At 58.2% G+C, this 16178-nt stretch carries 15 protein-coding genes, 1 tRNA gene and 1 pseudogene; 10 read left to right on the top strand and 7 right to left on the bottom strand.

Annotation, left to right across the window (positions count from 1 at the left end; translation table 11 throughout):
- Positions 1 to 54: 54 nt before the first annotated feature.
- A complete protein-coding gene (locus IYY11_RS11980) occupies positions 55 to 510 on the bottom strand; it encodes a cupin domain-containing protein (RefSeq protein ID WP_196404071.1) in 456 nt (151 codons plus the stop codon).
- Entirely contained in the window at positions 507 to 1283 is a 777-nt protein-coding gene (gene gloB, locus IYY11_RS11975; RefSeq protein WP_196404070.1) for a hydroxyacylglutathione hydrolase, read from the bottom strand. Before gloB ends, IYY11_RS11980 begins: the two co-directional genes overlap by 4 nt.
- A gap of 106 nt (positions 1284 to 1389) precedes the next feature.
- Here gloB and IYY11_RS11970 point away from each other — a divergent pair, with 106 nt between their 5' ends.
- Positions 1390 to 2145, top strand: coding sequence for a class I SAM-dependent methyltransferase (locus IYY11_RS11970; RefSeq protein ID WP_196404069.1), 756 nt, complete (start codon positions 1390 to 1392; stop codon positions 2143 to 2145).
- A gap of 35 nt (positions 2146 to 2180) precedes the next feature.
- Here the strand turns inward: IYY11_RS11970 and IYY11_RS11965 are convergent, their stop codons facing one another.
- Positions 2181 to 2864, bottom strand: coding sequence for an alpha/beta hydrolase (locus IYY11_RS11965; protein WP_196404068.1), 684 nt, complete (start codon positions 2862 to 2864; stop codon positions 2181 to 2183).
- Between the two features lie 580 nt (positions 2865 to 3444).
- Here IYY11_RS11965 and IYY11_RS11960 point away from each other — a divergent pair.
- Entirely contained in the window at positions 3445 to 3645 is a 201-nt protein-coding gene (locus IYY11_RS11960; RefSeq protein ID WP_196404067.1) for a DUF2905 domain-containing protein, read from the top strand.
- Between the two features lie 56 nt (positions 3646 to 3701).
- Positions 3702 to 4490, top strand: a complete 789-nt coding sequence (locus IYY11_RS11955; RefSeq protein ID WP_312029728.1) for a hypothetical protein — start codon at positions 3702 to 3704, stop codon at positions 4488 to 4490.
- Positions 4491 to 4499: 9 nt separating this feature from the next.
- Here the strand turns inward: IYY11_RS11955 and IYY11_RS11950 are convergent, their stop codons facing one another.
- Positions 4500 to 5804 carry a hypothetical protein gene (locus tag IYY11_RS11950; RefSeq protein ID WP_196404066.1) on the bottom strand — a complete coding sequence of 435 codons (1305 nt, stop codon included), beginning with the start codon at positions 5802 to 5804 and terminating at the stop codon, positions 4500 to 4502.
- Positions 5805 to 5939: 135 nt separating this feature from the next.
- Here IYY11_RS11950 and IYY11_RS11945 point away from each other — a divergent pair, with 135 nt between their 5' ends.
- Positions 5940 to 6737, top strand: a complete 798-nt coding sequence (locus IYY11_RS11945) for an FkbM family methyltransferase (protein ID WP_196404065.1) — start codon at positions 5940 to 5942, stop codon at positions 6735 to 6737.
- Positions 6738 to 6798: 61 nt separating this feature from the next.
- Here the strand turns inward: IYY11_RS11945 and IYY11_RS11940 are convergent.
- Positions 6799 to 6887 (bottom strand) — tRNA-Arg (locus IYY11_RS11940).
- Between the two features lie 98 nt (positions 6888 to 6985).
- On the opposite strand from IYY11_RS11940, the gene IYY11_RS11935 reads away from it, so the two are divergent.
- The 5 genes from IYY11_RS11935 to IYY11_RS11915 all read left to right on the top strand — a co-directional run bounded on the left by IYY11_RS11935 (position 6986) and on the right by IYY11_RS11915 (position 13422).
- Positions 6986 to 8194: a tyrosine-type recombinase/integrase gene (locus tag IYY11_RS11935; protein WP_196404064.1), complete on the top strand. Its 1209-nt coding sequence runs from the start codon at positions 6986 to 6988 to the stop codon at positions 8192 to 8194.
- A 65-nt stretch (positions 8195 to 8259) separates the two neighbouring features.
- Complete coding sequence (locus tag IYY11_RS11930; protein ID WP_196404063.1) at positions 8260 to 9033, top strand: hypothetical protein; 774 nt, start codon at positions 8260 to 8262, stop codon at positions 9031 to 9033.
- A gap of 617 nt (positions 9034 to 9650) precedes the next feature.
- On the top strand, positions 9651 to 10412 hold the full coding sequence (locus IYY11_RS11925) for a hypothetical protein (protein ID WP_196404062.1): 762 nt from the start codon (positions 9651 to 9653) through the stop codon (positions 10410 to 10412).
- Position 10413: 1 nt separating this feature from the next.
- Positions 10414 to 11529: a hypothetical protein gene (locus IYY11_RS11920; protein ID WP_196404061.1), complete on the top strand. Its 1116-nt coding sequence runs from the start codon at positions 10414 to 10416 to the stop codon at positions 11527 to 11529.
- Between the two features lie 180 nt (positions 11530 to 11709).
- Positions 11710 to 13422 (top strand): DUF927 domain-containing protein, encoded by a 1713-nt coding sequence (locus IYY11_RS11915; RefSeq protein WP_246719925.1) that lies wholly within the window; start codon positions 11710 to 11712, stop codon positions 13420 to 13422.
- Positions 13423 to 13909: 487 nt separating this feature from the next.
- On the opposite strand, the gene IYY11_RS22425 is transcribed toward IYY11_RS11915, so the two are convergent.
- Positions 13910 to 14602 carry a hypothetical protein gene (locus IYY11_RS22425; protein ID WP_210331330.1) on the bottom strand — a complete coding sequence of 231 codons (693 nt, stop codon included), beginning with the start codon at positions 14600 to 14602 and terminating at the stop codon, positions 13910 to 13912.
- A gap of 107 nt (positions 14603 to 14709) precedes the next feature.
- Between IYY11_RS22425 and IYY11_RS23005 the strand changes: the two genes are divergently transcribed.
- Complete coding sequence (locus IYY11_RS23005) at positions 14710 to 15303, top strand: hypothetical protein (protein ID WP_246719900.1); 594 nt, start codon at positions 14710 to 14712, stop codon at positions 15301 to 15303.
- Positions 15304 to 15544: 241 nt separating this feature from the next.
- Here IYY11_RS23005 and IYY11_RS11900 read toward each other — a convergent pair.
- Positions 15545 to 16178 (bottom strand): annotated as a pseudogene (locus IYY11_RS11900) (IS630 family transposase); the annotation flags it as partial.

Here is a 16178-nt window from a genome sequence, read left to right as displayed (position 1 = left end):
TACACTATCCGCTGGGTCGATCAAAGCCCCCGATCGGCTGAAAAGCCCTTGCGTTCAGGCTGGAACGTCGGGGAGGAAGTCCGCCGGCGCCAGCTCGAAGCCGGCGAATTCGAAGCCCGGCGCGACCGTGCAGCCGACGAGGGTCCATTCGCTCGCCCCCCGGCCGAGGCTTTTCGCCGACTGCCACACGCCCGCGGGCACTACGGCTTGTGGCCGCTCGCCCGCCGTGAGTGCGGCGCCCAGGCGCAAGACTTCAATCGGGGCGCCCTGCGCCGCCATCTTAAGCTCCAGCGCCGCGCCGGCGTAAAAGTGCCAGACTTCGGCGGCGTCGACCCGATGCCAGTGGGACATTTCGCCACCAGGGAGCAGATAATAGATCGCCGTCGAGGCGCCGCGGGAGCCGCCGACCGGCATGGGATCGCGAAAGGTCTGCCGATAAAAGCCGCCCTCGGGATGCGGCGCGAGTTCGAGAAGCCGCACGATCTCCTGCGTCGACAGCGCGCTTGTCATGCGGCGAAACTGTTCTTGCGCTCGCGCATCGCCGCGAACACGGCGAAAGGATCGGCGTCCCGCATGCCCATCGCGGCCTTCACGCTCGGGTCCTCGACCCGCAGGAAGGGGTTTGTGGCGTTCTCGAGCGCGATCGTCGTCGGCAGCGTGAATTTTCTGTCCTTGCGCAGCTCGGCGACCGCTTGCGCCCGTTCGCGCAGCACCGGATTGTCGGGATCGACGGCGAGCGCGAATTTGGCGTTAGCCTGCGTATATTCGTGTCCGCAATAGACCTGTGTTTCGCCGGGCAGATTGGCGAGCGCTTCGAGTGTGAGGCGCATCATGTCCATGGTGCCCTCGAAAACGCGGCCGCAGCCGAGCGAGAACAGCGTGTCGCCAACAAACAAAATTTCATCGTCGCCGAAATAATAGGCGATGTGTCCAAGCGTATGGCCGGGCGTTTCGATGACGCGCGCGCGCGCCTCGCCGACTTCGACGCTATCGCCTTCCGAAACCGCGCGATCGAGCGGCGGCAGTCGATGCGCGTCCTTGGCGGCCCCGGTCACCTTCATGTGCGGAAAGCGCGACTTGAGCGTCTGCGTTCCCTGCACGTGATCGGCGTGATGATGGGTCAGCAGCAGATGCGTCAGCGGCCAGCCGCGCCGCTCGGCTTCTTTGGCGATCGCTTCGCCGTCCGGCGCGTCGATGCTCGCGGTCGCCCCGAGCTCCGGTTCATGAACGAGCAGGCCGAAATTGTCATTCAGGCAGATAAACTGCGCGACTTCCAAAGCCATGGGGCGTCGTCTCCTTGGGCGGTCGCCTATCATAGCGCTTCGCCAAAAAACACGACAGCCGAACGCGCGCGACGGGCGCGCCTTGCGCCACTGATCGATTGCGTCGATGATCGAGGCCATGCTCGACGTCGTCAATTTGCGGGCCTTTTACGACACGGCGCTGGGGGAGGTCGCGCGCCGCCTGGTGTCGCGGCTGGTGCGCACGCGCTGGCAGGATCACGCCGGGCTGCGCGTGCTCGGTCTTGGCTATGCGACGCCTTACCTCGACAGTTTTCGAGAGAAGGCGCAGCGGGTTCTCGCCTTCATGCCGGCCACGCAGGGCGTCGTCCATTGGCCGCCCGACGGGCGCTCCGCCTCGGCCCTGGTGGAGCCGTCGATGACGCCGCTGCCCGACGCCAGCATGGATCGCATCCTGATCGTGCATGCGCTGGAGACGGACGAACATCCGCATGATCTGCTCGAAGAAATTTGGCGCATTCTCGCGCCCGGCGGCCGGGTGCTGATCGTCGCGCCGAGTCGCACCGGCCTTTGGGCGCGCGTCGACACGACGCCCTTTGGACAGGGTCACCCCTATTCGCGCGGTCAGCTGCAGCAATTGCTGCAGGAAGCGCAGTTCCTGCCGCTTTATTGGGACGAGGCGCTTTACGTGCCGCCGTTCCAGCGCGCGTCGCTGCTGCGCTCGGCGCCGGCCTTCGAACGCATCGCCGGCCGCTTCTCGCTGCCCGGCGGCGGCGTGCATATTGTCGAGGCGACGAAGCAGCTCTATCGCCCGGTCATGCGCCGCGCCGTGCGTCGCCTGCCGATCGAACTTGAGCCGGCGATGGAGCCCGCCGGCGCCGAGGCGGGGCTTGAGGGAATTTGAGGCTTCGGATGAGCTGTGGAATGACGGGCTAAACGTCACCGCCGGCGAAGCTCGACGGCGACGCCGAACGACTGCGCCAGGAACAGCGCGCCGTGGATGAGCCCGGTTTCATCGATTCCATGGCCGAGCCGCGCCGAGAGGTGCCATTGGGTCGGAACGCCGGAGTCGGCGAGCGCGTTGGCGGACATGAGCAGCGCCTCGACGGGGATCATTTCGTCTTCTTCGCCGTGAGCCAAAAGGACGGCCGGCGGTTTCTCGTAGGCCATCGGCGCTTCGCCCGCCTGCGCCGGCCCGAGCACATAGACGCCCGAATAGCCGAGAATCGCGCGCGGCGCGCGCTTGCGGCGCAGTCCCGTATGCAGCGCCATCATCGTGCCCTGGCTGAATCCGATAAGCGCCAGCGCCCTGTCGTCGAGGCCGCGCCGGTCGAGCTCGGCGTCAAGAAAGGCGTCGAGCGTCGGACGCGCAGCGATGCAGCCGCGCCAGCGCTCTTCCGGGTCGCGCATGGTGAGCGGAAACCATTGCCGTCCGGTCGGCGATGCGGCGCATCGATCAGGCGCATGCGGCGCGACGAAATCGGCGTCGGGAAGGAAGGCGCTCCATTGGCGGCCGATGTCGATAAGATCGGCGCCGTCGGCGCCGTAGCCATGAAGAAAAACGACGAGCTGCTTTGGCTTGCCGGAACGCGCCTGCACCTTGGGACCATCAATCGCCGCCATGAACCTGCGCCCTTCCGTCGCGTCGCATATGCGCTGGGAGGGTTATGCGCGAAGGGCGGCGCCGGCGCAACGGCGCTCGCAATTACATCGTTTTGACCATAAACGAGACGATCTTGAACGCATAAATGCAAGCCGCGGCCAGCGTGCTGTGCTTGACCATGGTCATGGCGAGATAAATGTGATCAGGCCTCATGAAAACCCTCATAGTCGCACGCAACCGCTGCGCGCCGGCGATCGCATCAGGAGCGACCCATTCAACGAGACGGTTGCTTTGCGAAGCGTCGCGCGGCCTGCGTCTCCAACAGGCTCCCGCAAGAGGCGCGCCATCCGCCGTCGGTTCGATTGCGTCGGTTCGCCGCAGGCGAAAACCGAATGTCATGGCGTCGAACCCGTCGCCGGCACCTAAACTTTGACAAAGCGCCTGGTCAAGCGAAGGGCGCTGAGATTCCTAGCTTTGCGACAATGTGTCGCCTGAAGTGGCAATCGTGAACGACACGCCGGCGCTGCTGGCGATCTCGCTGAAATGCGCGAAATAGCAATCGTGAAGTCATCATCAGGAACGCGATGAAAGGCTAACCCTGTGGCCAAGTTTCTCATTATCGCCGGGCTCGTCATGGTCGGCCTCGGCCTTCTCTGGATGGTCGGCGAGAGATTTGGCCTCGGGCGTCTGCCAGGCGACGTCGTCGTCGCGCGCGGCAATTTCAAATTCTACTTTCCGCTCGCCACGTCGCTCGTTCTGAGCGTCGTCGTCAGTCTGCTCTTGTGGTTCTTCAATCGATAAGGCCTTTGACAATTTGCCGCAGCCATTCGCTAATGCCGCCCAACAAGGAGGCGCCGGTGCCGGAAATCTTTAAGCATCTCTCGGTCATGCAAATGGCTCTGCTGTTCTGCCTGGGCTCGCTGGCCGGGACATGGCTCGGCGTGTTTCTTTGTCGCCGCCTCGCCCACGAGTGGATACACGGCCGTCGCAACGCCAACGAGATGATCGGCCTGACATTGGCGTCCTTTTCGACGCTTTACGGAATTCTACTGGGACTGCTGGCGGTCGAGGCCTATCAAGATTTCTCGGCGGTCGGCGACGTCGTCTCAAAGGAGGCGCTCACGATCGCCGCTCTTCACCGAGACTTTGACGGCTTTCCGCAGCCGACCAGCAGCGAGCTTCAGGAAAAACTTCGCAGCTACGCGCGCGAGGCGGTCGAGGCCGTACATCCGCCGCCTGATGTCCGTCGCGAAGCCCATTCACGTTCGCCGGGATTGACCGCGCTATTCGCTCAAATCATGAACTTTCAGCCCAAGCTCAAAAGCGAGGAGATGGTTCAGGCCGAGACGTTCACGCGTCTGAATACGCTTGTCGAGCATCGCCGCTATCTCATCGCCGCCGGCGACAGCGGCATTCCGAAGGAGCTCTGGTGGGTTATGTGTCTCGGCGGATTCCTGTTGCTTGGCCTCGTGATCATTTTCGACATGGAGCTCCATGTCCATTTGATCCTCAGCGGCGCGATGGCGCTCTTTATGGGATCGGTCGTGTTTTTGATCGCGGCGATGGACAATCCGTTCAACGGCGGGATGACGGTCGATTCAGGGCCGATCGAATCGGTGCTGCAGACTTTCGAGGCTCCGCGCTGAGAGCACTCATCAGTCGCTGCACTTTTTTTCGAACCGCCATTCGTCAGCCAGCCGCGCGGCGATCGCCTTGGCGACAGCGCGGTTGCCGACGCTTTCGCCGGTCGCCGGGTCGGCGAAAAAGTGAATATGATCTGCGTAAATCGTGTCTGGAATTGCGGAGAAAACGTCCAGCAGGCTATGGACGGCGATACCCTCCTGCTTCAGCTTGAGCAGCGTATCGGTCATCTTGAGATACAGATCCTTGTAGCTCAAATCGCCAACCACGCCTTTTTCCTCTTCGGTTAGAGTCTTGCCGTAAACTGGCGAGGGCTGAATGAAGAACACCACTTTGGCGCCCTGCGCCTGAGCGAGCGCAGCGGTCGTTTTAAAATATTTTTTATACTGATCAAGGTTGTACTCGTAGACTTCGTCGCGGGTCCACTCCTTGGGCACGGAGAAATTCGTCAAATGCGACTTATGAAGCGACGCCATGTTTTTCATAATTGAATCGTTGAGCTTGGTGCGGGCCGTATCGACCAAAAAGTATATTGTATTTGATGACTTCAGCAGCGGCGTATTATAGTAAAATGAATAAAAAGAGTTGAGCGCCGCGCCCCCCAGTATGGGCAGATAACTGCCTGATGCAGATGGATTCACTAAGATAAAGTTGTTCGAAGGCCATTCGAAACGCTTTGACCAAGCCGTCCATTTCTCGAGCAGCATATCCTTCTCATTGAAGCCTTCCAAGGTAATGATGCCATCGAAAACCTCGCCAAAGAGAAGGGTCATGATGGCCTGTTGCGGCTGCTTCCAGCCGCCATCTGCGCCGTTATAAACTTCAAATGTCTTCCGTCCCTCCGGAGGAACATAGCATTTATTCAACTGTTCTTCGAGGAATTTGGGTTTATCTTTATGCAGTTGGCCAAACATGGCGGCCACCGATCCGCCGCTCACCATGATGCGAAACTTGTCGGTCTCCTTTTTGTAGGGAAAATCGCGTCCGAACAAGCCGACATTGTTTATCTCGAATTCTGAATTCTCGCAGGGCGGATTATCCGCATGAACGTTGGTCAAATAAGGGTGAGGGTAAACAGTGTCCATGTAGCGGCACTTGACGTTTCTCTTCGACGTCATGTGCACCACGAACGTATTCGAACGGATCTCTTCGCGCGTTTGCGGGCTGACGAGTTTTCCTTCGCTCAGAAAATAATAAAGAGTGAAGCCGGCTTCTACAGCAAGCAAACACAGGACGATCACAATGAAGTTGGCGGCGATGCGAACGCTGCGGCGGGGCGTTTTGGCCGGACTGTTTGTTGTTTTGCCTGTTCCGTTCATCAAAAGCCCTTTCCAATTGTCCCTGGCTCGTGCAAAAGACTCCAACCACTGCAGCCAAGAGACTAAACGTGGTTTCGCCAATTAACAATTCAGCTGGCGCCGTTCACATTCGCGCGCACAAAAGAGCACCGAGAGTTGAAGGGCGCCGACATGTGGATCTCCTACGCACAAAATTTCGAAGACGTCATGCTCGAGCGCGCCTTCGGGGGTCTCGCGGAAGGCTTCTATGTTGATGTTGGCGCATGGGACCCAGACCTCGAATCCGTGACGCGGCATTTCTACGAACGTGGCTGGCGCGGCGTCAATATCGAGCCAAATCCTTATTATTTCAGGCGATTGCAGGAGCGGCGTCCGCGCGACGTCAATCTATCGATCGCGGTCGGCGCGCGCGCGGGTCAGGCGACTATGACGCTCGTCCACGATACCGGCATGTCCAGCCTCGACGCCAATGTGGCGGCATCGCATGCGCCGCTCGGCTTCGAACAGGAGGAGATGCAAGTAGAGGTGCGCACACTCAACAGTATTTTTGAGGAGCAGGCGCCGTCCACAGTGCATTTTCTCAAAATCGACTGCGAAGGATCTGAGCGAGACGTCATCGTCGAGTTTGACCTTGGCCGGTTTCGGCCGTGGATCATACTGGTTGAATCCGTGGCGCCGGGCGCCGCCAGGACAGAGTCACACAGTTCGTGGGAACCGCATATTTTGCGGTCCGATTATATGTTTGCCTATTTCGATGGACTCAACCGCTTTTATGTCGCGCGCGAACACGCCGACTTGCAAAAGCATTTTGCTGTTCCGCCCAATGTCTTCGATGATTTTTATGTCGACCGGATGATGCAGATGGGGCTGGCCCTGGAAGCCAAACGCAAGAAGACCGCAAAGAAGGACAGAGCGGCCTGGTGGCGCACGCCATTCGTAGCGCGGCGCGGGTGATCTGATCCGGCGGCGTCGACGCTCCGCCGAATTCGCCGCAGGTCCATACGCCTCGACGTATTGGCGGTCCCGAAGGGATTCGAACCCCTGACCTTCGGTTTAGGAAACCGCTGTAGCAGGCTGACAAGGTTAAACACTCCGACAACGACCGCTGGTATAATACGTTGGATTATATTTGTTTATTGGTGTTCGCTCTGACAAAGGCGGACCAAAGTTGACAGGCGCAGACGCCTCAGTTTTGTTACCCTATGCTGATAAGGGTAACAGTGGAGCAAGTGGTGGTCCTTACGGAAATTTCGGTGAAGAACGCCAAGGCCGAGACAAAGCGGAGGGAGATACCAGACAGCCGTGTGACGGGCCTTTATCTCATCGTGCAGCCGTCGGGCCTTAAATCCTTCGCGGTCAGATATCGCTTTGGCAGATTGTCGCGCAAGCTCACCCTCGGCCCGTACCCTGCACTTGGACTGGCGGAGGCGCGCAGACTGGCCCTAAACGCCCTCAGCGCGGTCGCAGCAGGGAAAGACCCAGCTGACGAGAAGAGACGAAAGCGGCAAGCAATTGCTGGGCAAAACGATTCTTTCGAGAAAGTGGTGGATCTTTTCATCGAACGCCACGCAAAAGCAAACACCCGCGATTGGCGGGAAACTAAACGATTGCTCCAAAAGAATGTTGTCCCCTGGTGGCAGGACAAGGCGCTCGCAGGAATCACCCGGCAAGATGTTCACTTGCTGCTCGACAGCATTGTTGACCGTGGCGCCCCGGTGACAGCAAATCGGACGTTTGCTCAACTACGCAAGCTCTGCAATTGGGGGGTCGAGCGAGGAATTATTGATGCGAGTCCATGCATCGGTATCCGCCCACCTACCATTGAGACGGCCCGCGACCGCGTGTTAACTCTCAATGAGCTCCGCTTGATCATAAAGGCTGCCCGATCCCTTGGATTTCCCTTTGGCCCCATAATCGAACTGCTCGCCCTAACAGGGCAGCGTCGAAATGAGGTCGGCGGAATGGCGTGGTCCGAGATCGACATCGAGGGGCGCGTTTGGACGCTTCCAGGCGACCGAACTAAGAACAGGAGACAGCATATTTTGCCGCTCGCACCGGCGGCGATAGAGGTTATCTCTGGGCAACCGCGTTTCGAAACTTCTCGTTATCTTTTCAGTCCCGGGGCCAACCCGCCTTCAGGCTGGAGCGCGGCCAAGCGACGCTTAGATCTGGCATTAGCTGGCTGCGGGGCCGCTATTGAGCCCTGGACCCTTCACGATATACGACGAAGCGTCGCATCGGGAATGGCGGCGGTTGGGGTAACGCTTCACGTAATTGAACGTGTGCTCAATCACGTATCCGGCAGCTTTGGGGGGATAGTTGGCGTATATCAGCGGCATAGCTTCTCGGACGAGATGCGCGACGCACTGGAAAGATGGGCCGACGCTGTAACTGATCGCTTACCAAGTTAGTAACACCACGCACTTGTATAGTAACCGCGCTCCCGCGAATTGAGATATAAGACAGGCACCTGCCTATGGCTTCCGATTGGATTCCTTCGCGTAACGCCATCGAGTTGCTCAGAGCTGGCGGCGAACAAAATCCTGAAGATCGCCTCCGGCGGGCCCTTCAAGACGCCGAGCTTTATGCTCGGGCCGGTGTGGTCCGCACGCATCTGCTTTCCACCATCACCGTAGGGAACCCCCACCAGGATTCTTCGGCGGAGCACATTTATTATCTTGATCGCGACCGCTTTCTGGATCTCCGGAAAGAGTTAAACCTGCTTTCAGAGGGACGCCATCACCTTTCCGTTAGGGGCGACCATTACACGGTTATACTGCAAGGCTCCCGCATTCGTATCTTCTTGGAATCTGACCTTTTAGAGAAGCCAAAACTCAATCAAGAGCTAGCGCCGTCTCTGTGGGAATGGGCCAACATAAATTTTACGGCGAGCGCAGTCGTCTTCGATAATATCGAGGGATTGATCAGAACCCGTGCGACGCAGGTTGAATTTTATCGGACGGGGGTCGAACGACTGTCGCCAACCTGCAAGGCTTTGTCGCCACAGCCCAAAAAACGCGGGCGACCAAAAACGTATAATGATTGGTCAGAAGTAAAAAAATTTGCGGAACAATTCATCCGTAATAACCCCGGGAAAATCTCGCGAGCTGACGTAATTGACCGTATTCTTCTTCACTTAGAGGAAATCTCAGACAATGTCCCGAGCGAATCAACTGTAAAACTAAATTTGAAATCGCTATTTGATGAATTGCTGCCTGCGCGAAACCTCAAAAACAAGGCCAGAAATTAATCGATTGCTTTAGGTTTGGCCTTAAAGTTTGCCGGAACGTACTCTGTGCGGGTTAGGTCAAAACTCGGTTCACAATCATTTTAGACTATTGGACTGCGCCTAGGTCCGGGATCGGTAATTATTCTCCACGGCCTTCTCCACGGCCTTTGGAGGACACTGGGCATGAATATCCAGGATTTAGATTCCGGCGCAGCGTGCGCAATGGTCTCAATGCGTGCGGTGTCTCAGCGATATGGCGTGACCCCGCGAACCATCCACCGATGGATCGCGCGGGACAAGCTCGGCTTTCCAAGGCCGATCTACATCAACACGCGACGTTATTGGTTTGTCGGTGAGCTCGCCGCGTGGGAACGGGCGACGCGTGGCGAAATCACACCGCGCTGTTGCGAGCAAGAACGGTGAACCGGGTCAACGGCGGCGAGCGGGCCGCGTCCCATAATTTCGCTCGGTGCGAAATAGCACCGCATGGCTGCGACGATGCTCTTGAGATCGCGCTTCATCAGCCCCCGCTTAATCAACGGATGCGCGCGATCTCCCGTCATAAGCTCGAACTGATCGCATGGGAAAGAATTCGCCAGCGGGAGCGTCTACCTGCCCGCTCCCTGGAGCGCTAGAAAATGACGTCGCGCGAAAGTGAGGGGTCAAACGACCAAATTTCCGCTTGTTTCGGCGAGAGCGAAATAACGGGCGAGGCGAAAGGCTACCCTGAGACAAACAACACTAACGTCCGACTGCGTTCACCTGATGAGTCGCTGCGAGAAGCGCTTCTCGCAGCCGAACGATTCAATGCCAGGGGCTTCTATAAGAGTGGTCGCGAAATCCTAACGCCAACACTCGAACTTGCGTACGCTTTAAATCTTGAAATCAGAAACGGCGGTGAAACCGCGATTCAAGTCGCGCTCGCTCGCCTTTCTCAGAAGCGCAAGCGAAAGATCTCCGTTAACAAAGTCGAATTGATCGCGCTTGAGCTGACCGCAAAACCACAGACTGTTTCCGAGCGCAAGCAATGCTCGAGCCACGCTTCGATCCTCAAGGTGGCGCATGATGAAGGCGTGTCGAAGGAGCAGTTCGCCGATTGGTTTCGCGAAAAGAAGATCAAGGATTGCCGGAGAAAGGCCGCCAAGAAGGCTGGTTCGAGGGCAGAAAGACAAACGGAGTCTCGGCTTCAGAGTCTAAGCCCGTCAAACCCGGACGAATATCCGACGCTCCACATTGAAATTCGATCTGGGGCGTACGTGCTCGCAGAGCTCACGGCACAACTAGTTCGGATGACCGGTCTCGAGGTTCGTGCGCAGGCTCTCTTGCTAGAAAGCGAGCAGGACGTCGAATCCATATTGCGGCAACTAGCTGAATATTTCGAGAGTCGTGCCCGGCGGTAGCGTGCGCGAATCACTGCCAACTGCTGTGCGAAGCAACTCGGCCTCGCAGGTCCAAACAACTCGTGCGCTGGCCAAAGCGCGATGGTGGTTCTCTATGCCAGGAATAAAGATCACACGGCAACGCCGCTCGCGCCAAACAGTGGGTGTTGCGCCGTCACATCACGGTGAAGTCCGACTTACCGAAGAGGTTAGCCGCATTGATACGCCATTAGCATCCGTTGAATGGTTTGAGACGGTCGCGGACAGCGCGCGAGAGGACAAGCATCGCATCAAAGCGATCAATTACTCTCTTCCCCTCAACGGCGCTCCTGATTGGGTCGATTTAAAGGTCAGGCGCGCGGTCTGGCAAATAAAGCACCGCGTGCTGCATCTTCCGCCTCCACCAATTGACGCTGATGCCGCCAACAGCCTCCTTCAGAAGCTGCAGTCGAACGTTGCTGAGGAATCATTCGAACCGACGCTTGCGTCATCTCTCTCTATGCGGCGAACTCGAAAAAAGGTGATTGGCGCCTTGCTCCGAGCTCTGGAGCATATTCCTGATGCCGACCTGCGGGCCTTCACAGTCCTGAACAGGAACTGGGTCTTCACGCCCGAGCAACTTAATTCGATCTCAGCGTCAACGCTCAAAAATCGATTCCGCACGCACCTCAAGCGGGCAGGCGTCCTCGATCTCCCAGGCGTATTTATAGCCTTCCTCCACGGCGAGTTTGAGCCCAGCGCAGGCGTCTATGTGATTCATTTTCACGGGGTCTCCACAGCCGAAAAAGCTGAAGCTCTTAGAGGACTGAAAAGTCAGCCCGGATATGTGCAATCGGCTACCGGAGCAGCACCCATCAAGATCCAGAGAGTGAACGACCGCGTCACGCAATTCACTTACTTGCTTAAGTCGTTCTGGCCGCAGAAAGCGGTTCGTCGGTGTTCCGATGGGGAGGAGCGAAGAGATCGGCACGGGTCTCGGATCCCAGGGTTGTTCCAAACCCAATATCTGGTTTGGCTCAATCAGCAATCGCTTGGAGACATCACGATATTGAGCGATGCGTGGTCGCGCCGCAATGGCGGGTCGCCGGCGATGCGTGAGTTGTACTTATCAATCTATCAGCGTCGCGTGGATGAATAAAAACAAGGCCTTTTTTGAGCTTAGCGAGTGTTCCTTGCGCCAATTTAGCAGCAACACTGCGCTGCTACCTCGGTTGTTCGAACGCGCATTGTACATTGGCAACAATCGTTGGTGGGAAAGTGGGAAAGTGGGAAAGCTCAATTGCTCCGCTCAGCTACGAAAGGATCGACAAAAGTGAAAATGCCTCTCAAGAAAAAAGCAGGGCGTCATTCGCACGGTGATACGCGCTACGTAGCGAAACCAAATGGCGAACGCCTACGACGTCAGCAAGAGCCAGAGGTAGGGAAGGCGCGTATCATTGACGCCGTCAGGGATCAGAAAGGCGGATATTGGATTCGCTACGGTACGACGAGGCGGTCGGTATGGTTCGCGTTAGATGACCTTCACCAACTTCCTTCAAAGGTGTTCAGCCGTATGACGGGCCCAGGAACGACCTTCCTTACATCAGCGGCACAGAGCAAATTCAAGGAGAGTATCGAGCGGCGGCAAGAATATCGTGACGCGCTTGTTGCAGAGCGGCCCGGCTGGCTGCAAAGTCACTATGTCTTCGCGGATGGGACGGTGCAGTCGCCGCCAGACGACGAAACCGAAATTGTCGTGTCCTTCCAGTCCGACGAGAGATTTGCTCAACGAGGCTCGGTCGACAACTGGCAGGAGGTGATAGGCCCACTCGTCGAAGGGCAGCCCCTCCTGCAGTTCGCGTTGTCCTACGCTTTTGTAGGACCATTGTTGCGCTTCGCGCCTCCTGACTTCCAAAATCCACAGGTGGAGTTTGTTGGCCGGCGCGAATGCGGAAAATCCACGACGTTGGTAGCTGCACAGTCGGTCTGGGGCGGGAATCCCGACAGCGATGTAGGAGCATGCGAGACATGGGACCTGACCCTGGCTGCGTTAGACGAAATCAAGTTGAGACACGCTGACGGATTTCTTGCGCTTGACGAAGGGAATTTGGCTGGAAGCACTTCAAAGCAGCAACGAGACACCATATCCGCGTCGGTCTTTAGGACGGCTGGAACCGGTCGGAAGAAGAGGTATGGAGATGTGCAGCCCGGAAGTCAGGCGCGCGTCGCGATGATGAGCACCACCAATAAGTCTCTTGCGGAGCACGTGGGCTCTCAGGGAGCTGTGGCGGGCGCCTTGCGATCCCGAATGCTCACTGTTCGAATTTCCGACCAAAGTCCTTATGGCATATTCGCGAGCCTGCCGAACGGGTGCTCAACTAGCCGGGAAGCGGCGGAGCTTCTCCGCAAAGGCACAAGCGAGAATTTTGGAACTGCAGCGAGACAATTCGTTGCATGCCTAGTGAAAAAGGCTTCTCAGAACGAGACGGCGTTCTGTGCGCAAATCGAGAAGCTGCTAAGCCAATATGTCGAACGCGCGCCGCGAGGAGAGTCTGCTCGAATCGGAAAGACGTTTGCGCTCACAGCTATCGCTGGCTGGCTGGCATGCAAATGGGAAGTTCTCCCTTTCGATAAGAATTCCGTTGTCCAATCCATTTTGCAAATGCATCGTTCTTTGGTCGATGACTGTGAGGCGCAGCTAAACCAATCGGCGATCCAGCGGATTCAGCTTTACGTGAAGCGCCATGAGCAGGACTTGATCGACCATCCTGATGTCCCTTTGACACCTGATGATTTTCGCGCGGCGCACGGCTTTCGGTTGACAGTTGCCGGAAGAGAGGCGGTTCTCATTCCATCTGAGCGCTTTCGACGCGAGTTTCCCGACTATCGCACTCTGATGCACGAATTGAAAACTTTGGGACAGGCAAAGACCGAAGTTGGGAAGCAGCCAAAGTTAACAATCAAATGCCCGACGGGGATTTGCTCAACCGGCCGGATCTACTGGATTTATTTGTCGCCCGATCTGGTGGACCATTTGAAAAGTATGAGTTGACATCGGCTATTAAGCCCGCGCTAACGCTGCTGCAGCTAGCAGCCGCGAGGATGCGATGCGCGACGGCCAGTCGGCTTGGGATTATGTCATTCGAGTCACGCGCCCGGCGCTGTTGCTTGCGCCGCGCAACTATCTCGCTGACGTAACGGTACGGCTCTCTGAAGCGAAAATTCAAGATGCAGTCAGCGGACGCGATACTGAGCCGATCTTCGATTGGCTGATTGCCTCGATCTCCTTGCAGGGTATCAGCGATGCCATCGCGCTCGACTATGACGCACGTCATGGCGGCATCCGACATGCCGAAATTAAATCGGCACTACGCTCTCCGCCGTTGTGTCCGAAGTTGCGTTGCTATTGGCGCTTTGACGCTTGCAGTTACCGGAAGGGCGCCAAGACATGCGCCGAGCCATCGCTTCGGCCATTCTGTCCTTTGCCGAAACATCCGCTTCGGAAGGGTTTGCTGAACGTCGCAGCCTACAACCTGTTTCTATTTATCCGCGACGTTTGCGACGGCGATTTCGTCGGATGGATCGACTCCCGTTTGGAGGCAGCCGATACGGGCGTGGGAGTTCCGGGACGAGAACAACGGATGCAAGCGGCGTTGCTTGAACCGCTCGGTCATATCGCCGGCGTCGGCCCAAAGCTCTGGAACATGATGTTGGCGGACCTGTTGCTCGCGGGCGATCCGCAGCGCGAGCGATGGGTGACGACCGGCGCAAACATGATCGCCATCGACACGCTCATTCATAATTTTCTGCACCGGACGGGGGTGCTCCGTCGGCTTGGGGCGGAGCACGCCTATGGCGCCGGATGTTATGCGCCAAACGGATGCGCGGCGATTGTCTCGGGCCTTGCCGAGCGGATCGATGCTCGAGAGTTCAATCCGGCAAATCCAGCGATCTTTCCGCGTTTCGTCCAACACGCTCTGTGGGGATTCTGTGCGGCTTGGGGTCGGGACATTTGCAACGGCAACCGGATCGACGACCGAGGCCGGTGCCAAAGCCGCCAGTGCCCGGCATATGAGGATTGTGACCGGGTGGCGCTGAAGGGCCCCCGTGGCTGAATCCCGCCCTTGGCGGCGACGAAGGACAGAACCTTGATCTTGACAATAGGAATAAAATCCTTTATAGTAAGCGTCGGCGAGCATTTTCGCTTCGCTGAAGCCGACAGGAAAAGCCACGTGAGAACTCGATTAAAGCCGTCGCTTCGACGGCCACCACGCGCACCAGCGACTGTTCAACCGACACGGGGGCCTCTGGCCCCCTTCGTCTTTTCTGGAGGGTTGCCATGAGCGCCAAGCCGATTCACGCCGCCCAGCATGACGCAACGCCTGTGCTGATCGTCATGGGGCTCGACGACACGCGCAAACCGCACGCTTCCACCTTCGACGAAGAAAGCGCCGAACTGGCCACGAAGGCGGCGAGGCTGATGGGCATGAGGGTTGTGCCGCTCGATACGGCCGAGCTTCAGGCGCTTGCGGCCAAGCTACCCCGGGGGCGGGTGTTCGCCAGCGGGCGCGCTTTCGTGCCCTTTGTGCGGGCGGGGCTGTATCAATCAATCGCCGCCGCTGGGTTGCCCGCCAAGGGCCCCAAACTGGCCTGTACGGCCTCGGCAGGCTCGCCCGAAGGCCATGGTGGCGCTGGGGGCGGCAGCGGCGGGGGCCATATGGCTCAGCTAAAGCTGCCTGGGGGCTGGGGTGACATCGGCGTCGGCAGCGTCATGCTCGCCACGACCGGCCCCGATGAGGGCTGGTATGAGGCAGAAGTGGTCGAAATCCACGACGACCTTTTGACGCTGACCTGGTGCAGCTGGCCCGAGGAGCCGCAGTTCCTTCGCAAGATATCGCAGGTCGGCCTTTTACCTCCGACGCAAAAGGTTTGACGCCAAGCTTGGCGGCGGCCCCTCCGGCCGCTGTCGTATTGGTTTGGTTCGACAATTCAATCCTTGATAGAGGGCGCGGCATGGGGCGATCACATCGTCTTCGCGATGGCATACACAGAAAGCCTACGTTCATCGTTGCGATGGGGGACGCCCGGCGATTTCGCGACCGTTCACCGCAAGCGCGATCTTCTTGCGTCAGAAATCCATTGAAGGCTTGCCGACTGGCTAGAGCGGATTCGCCTTAAACCGGTTCATATCCTGCGGCGGCGAAGAAGTTTGCGCATTCTGTCGGCGAGAACTCCTTCAGCAGCAGGCCGATCCTGTCCCATAGCGCGTCGACGGTTCGCTCTGCGGCCTTGCGCACGCCGGCGCCCTTGTGGCTGCCAAGATTGTCCATGATCACGATGTCGTCCCGCGAGAGCGTCGGGACCAGAACCTGATCGACATAGGCTTGGAACCATTGGCCGTTGACCGGCCCGTCGAGAACCATCGGCGCCGTCATGCGGTCGCAGCGCAGACCGCCGATGAAGGTCGTCGTCTTCCAATGTCCGTGCGGAACGCTCGCGCGCAGCCGCTCGCCTTTCTGTTCGCGCCCGCATTTGCGCGCCATGTTGGTCGTGGTCCAGGTCTCATCGATGAAGACGAGCCTTTCCGGATCGAGATCGAGCTGGCTCTCGAACCAGGCTTCGCGCCGCGCCTTTACGTCCGGGCGGTCCTGTTCGCTCGCATGGGCGGTCTTTTTTTGAACGTCAGACCGCAACGGTCGAGAAACGTCCACAATGTCGCGCGACTGGCCTTCACGCCGCGCTCGGCAAGCAGCCGCTCCAGGAGTTCGCTGATCGTCAAGTCCGGCGTCGCCTCGATCAATCCCAGCA

The organism is Methylocystis sp. H62 (genome assembly GCF_015709515.1).
GTDB lineage: Bacteria > Pseudomonadota > Alphaproteobacteria > Rhizobiales > Beijerinckiaceae > Methylocystis.
The sequence above is the reverse complement of the archived record's forward strand: the minus strand, read 5'-3'. Positions and strand labels throughout refer to the sequence as shown.

Excerpts from the sequence above, each read along its gene's own strand:
- IYY11_RS11980 (WP_196404071.1), bottom strand. The coding sequence starts at position 510 with ATGACAAGCGCGCTGTCGACGCAGGAGATCGTGCGGCTTCTCGAACTC.
- gloB (WP_196404070.1), bottom strand. The coding sequence starts at position 1,283 with ATGGCTTTGGAAGTCGCGCAGTTTATCTGCCTGAATGACAATTTCGGC.
- IYY11_RS11970 (WP_196404069.1), top strand. The coding sequence starts at position 1,390 with ATGATCGAGGCCATGCTCGACGTCGTCAATTTGCGGGCCTTTTACGAC.
- IYY11_RS11965 (WP_196404068.1), bottom strand. The coding sequence starts at position 2,864 with ATGGCGGCGATTGATGGTCCCAAGGTGCAGGCGCGTTCCGGCAAGCCA.
- IYY11_RS11950 (WP_196404066.1), bottom strand. The coding sequence starts at position 5,804 with ATGAACGGAACAGGCAAAACAACAAACAGTCCGGCCAAAACGCCCCGC.
- IYY11_RS11935 (WP_196404064.1), top strand. The coding sequence starts at position 6,986 with ATGCTGATAAGGGTAACAGTGGAGCAAGTGGTGGTCCTTACGGAAATT.
- IYY11_RS11930 (WP_196404063.1), top strand. The coding sequence starts at position 8,260 with ATGGCTTCCGATTGGATTCCTTCGCGTAACGCCATCGAGTTGCTCAGA.
- IYY11_RS11925 (WP_196404062.1), top strand. The coding sequence starts at position 9,651 with ATGACGTCGCGCGAAAGTGAGGGGTCAAACGACCAAATTTCCGCTTGT.
- IYY11_RS11915 (WP_246719925.1), top strand. The coding sequence starts at position 11,710 with ATGCCTCTCAAGAAAAAAGCAGGGCGTCATTCGCACGGTGATACGCGC.
- IYY11_RS23005 (WP_246719900.1), top strand. The coding sequence starts at position 14,710 with ATGAGCGCCAAGCCGATTCACGCCGCCCAGCATGACGCAACGCCTGTG.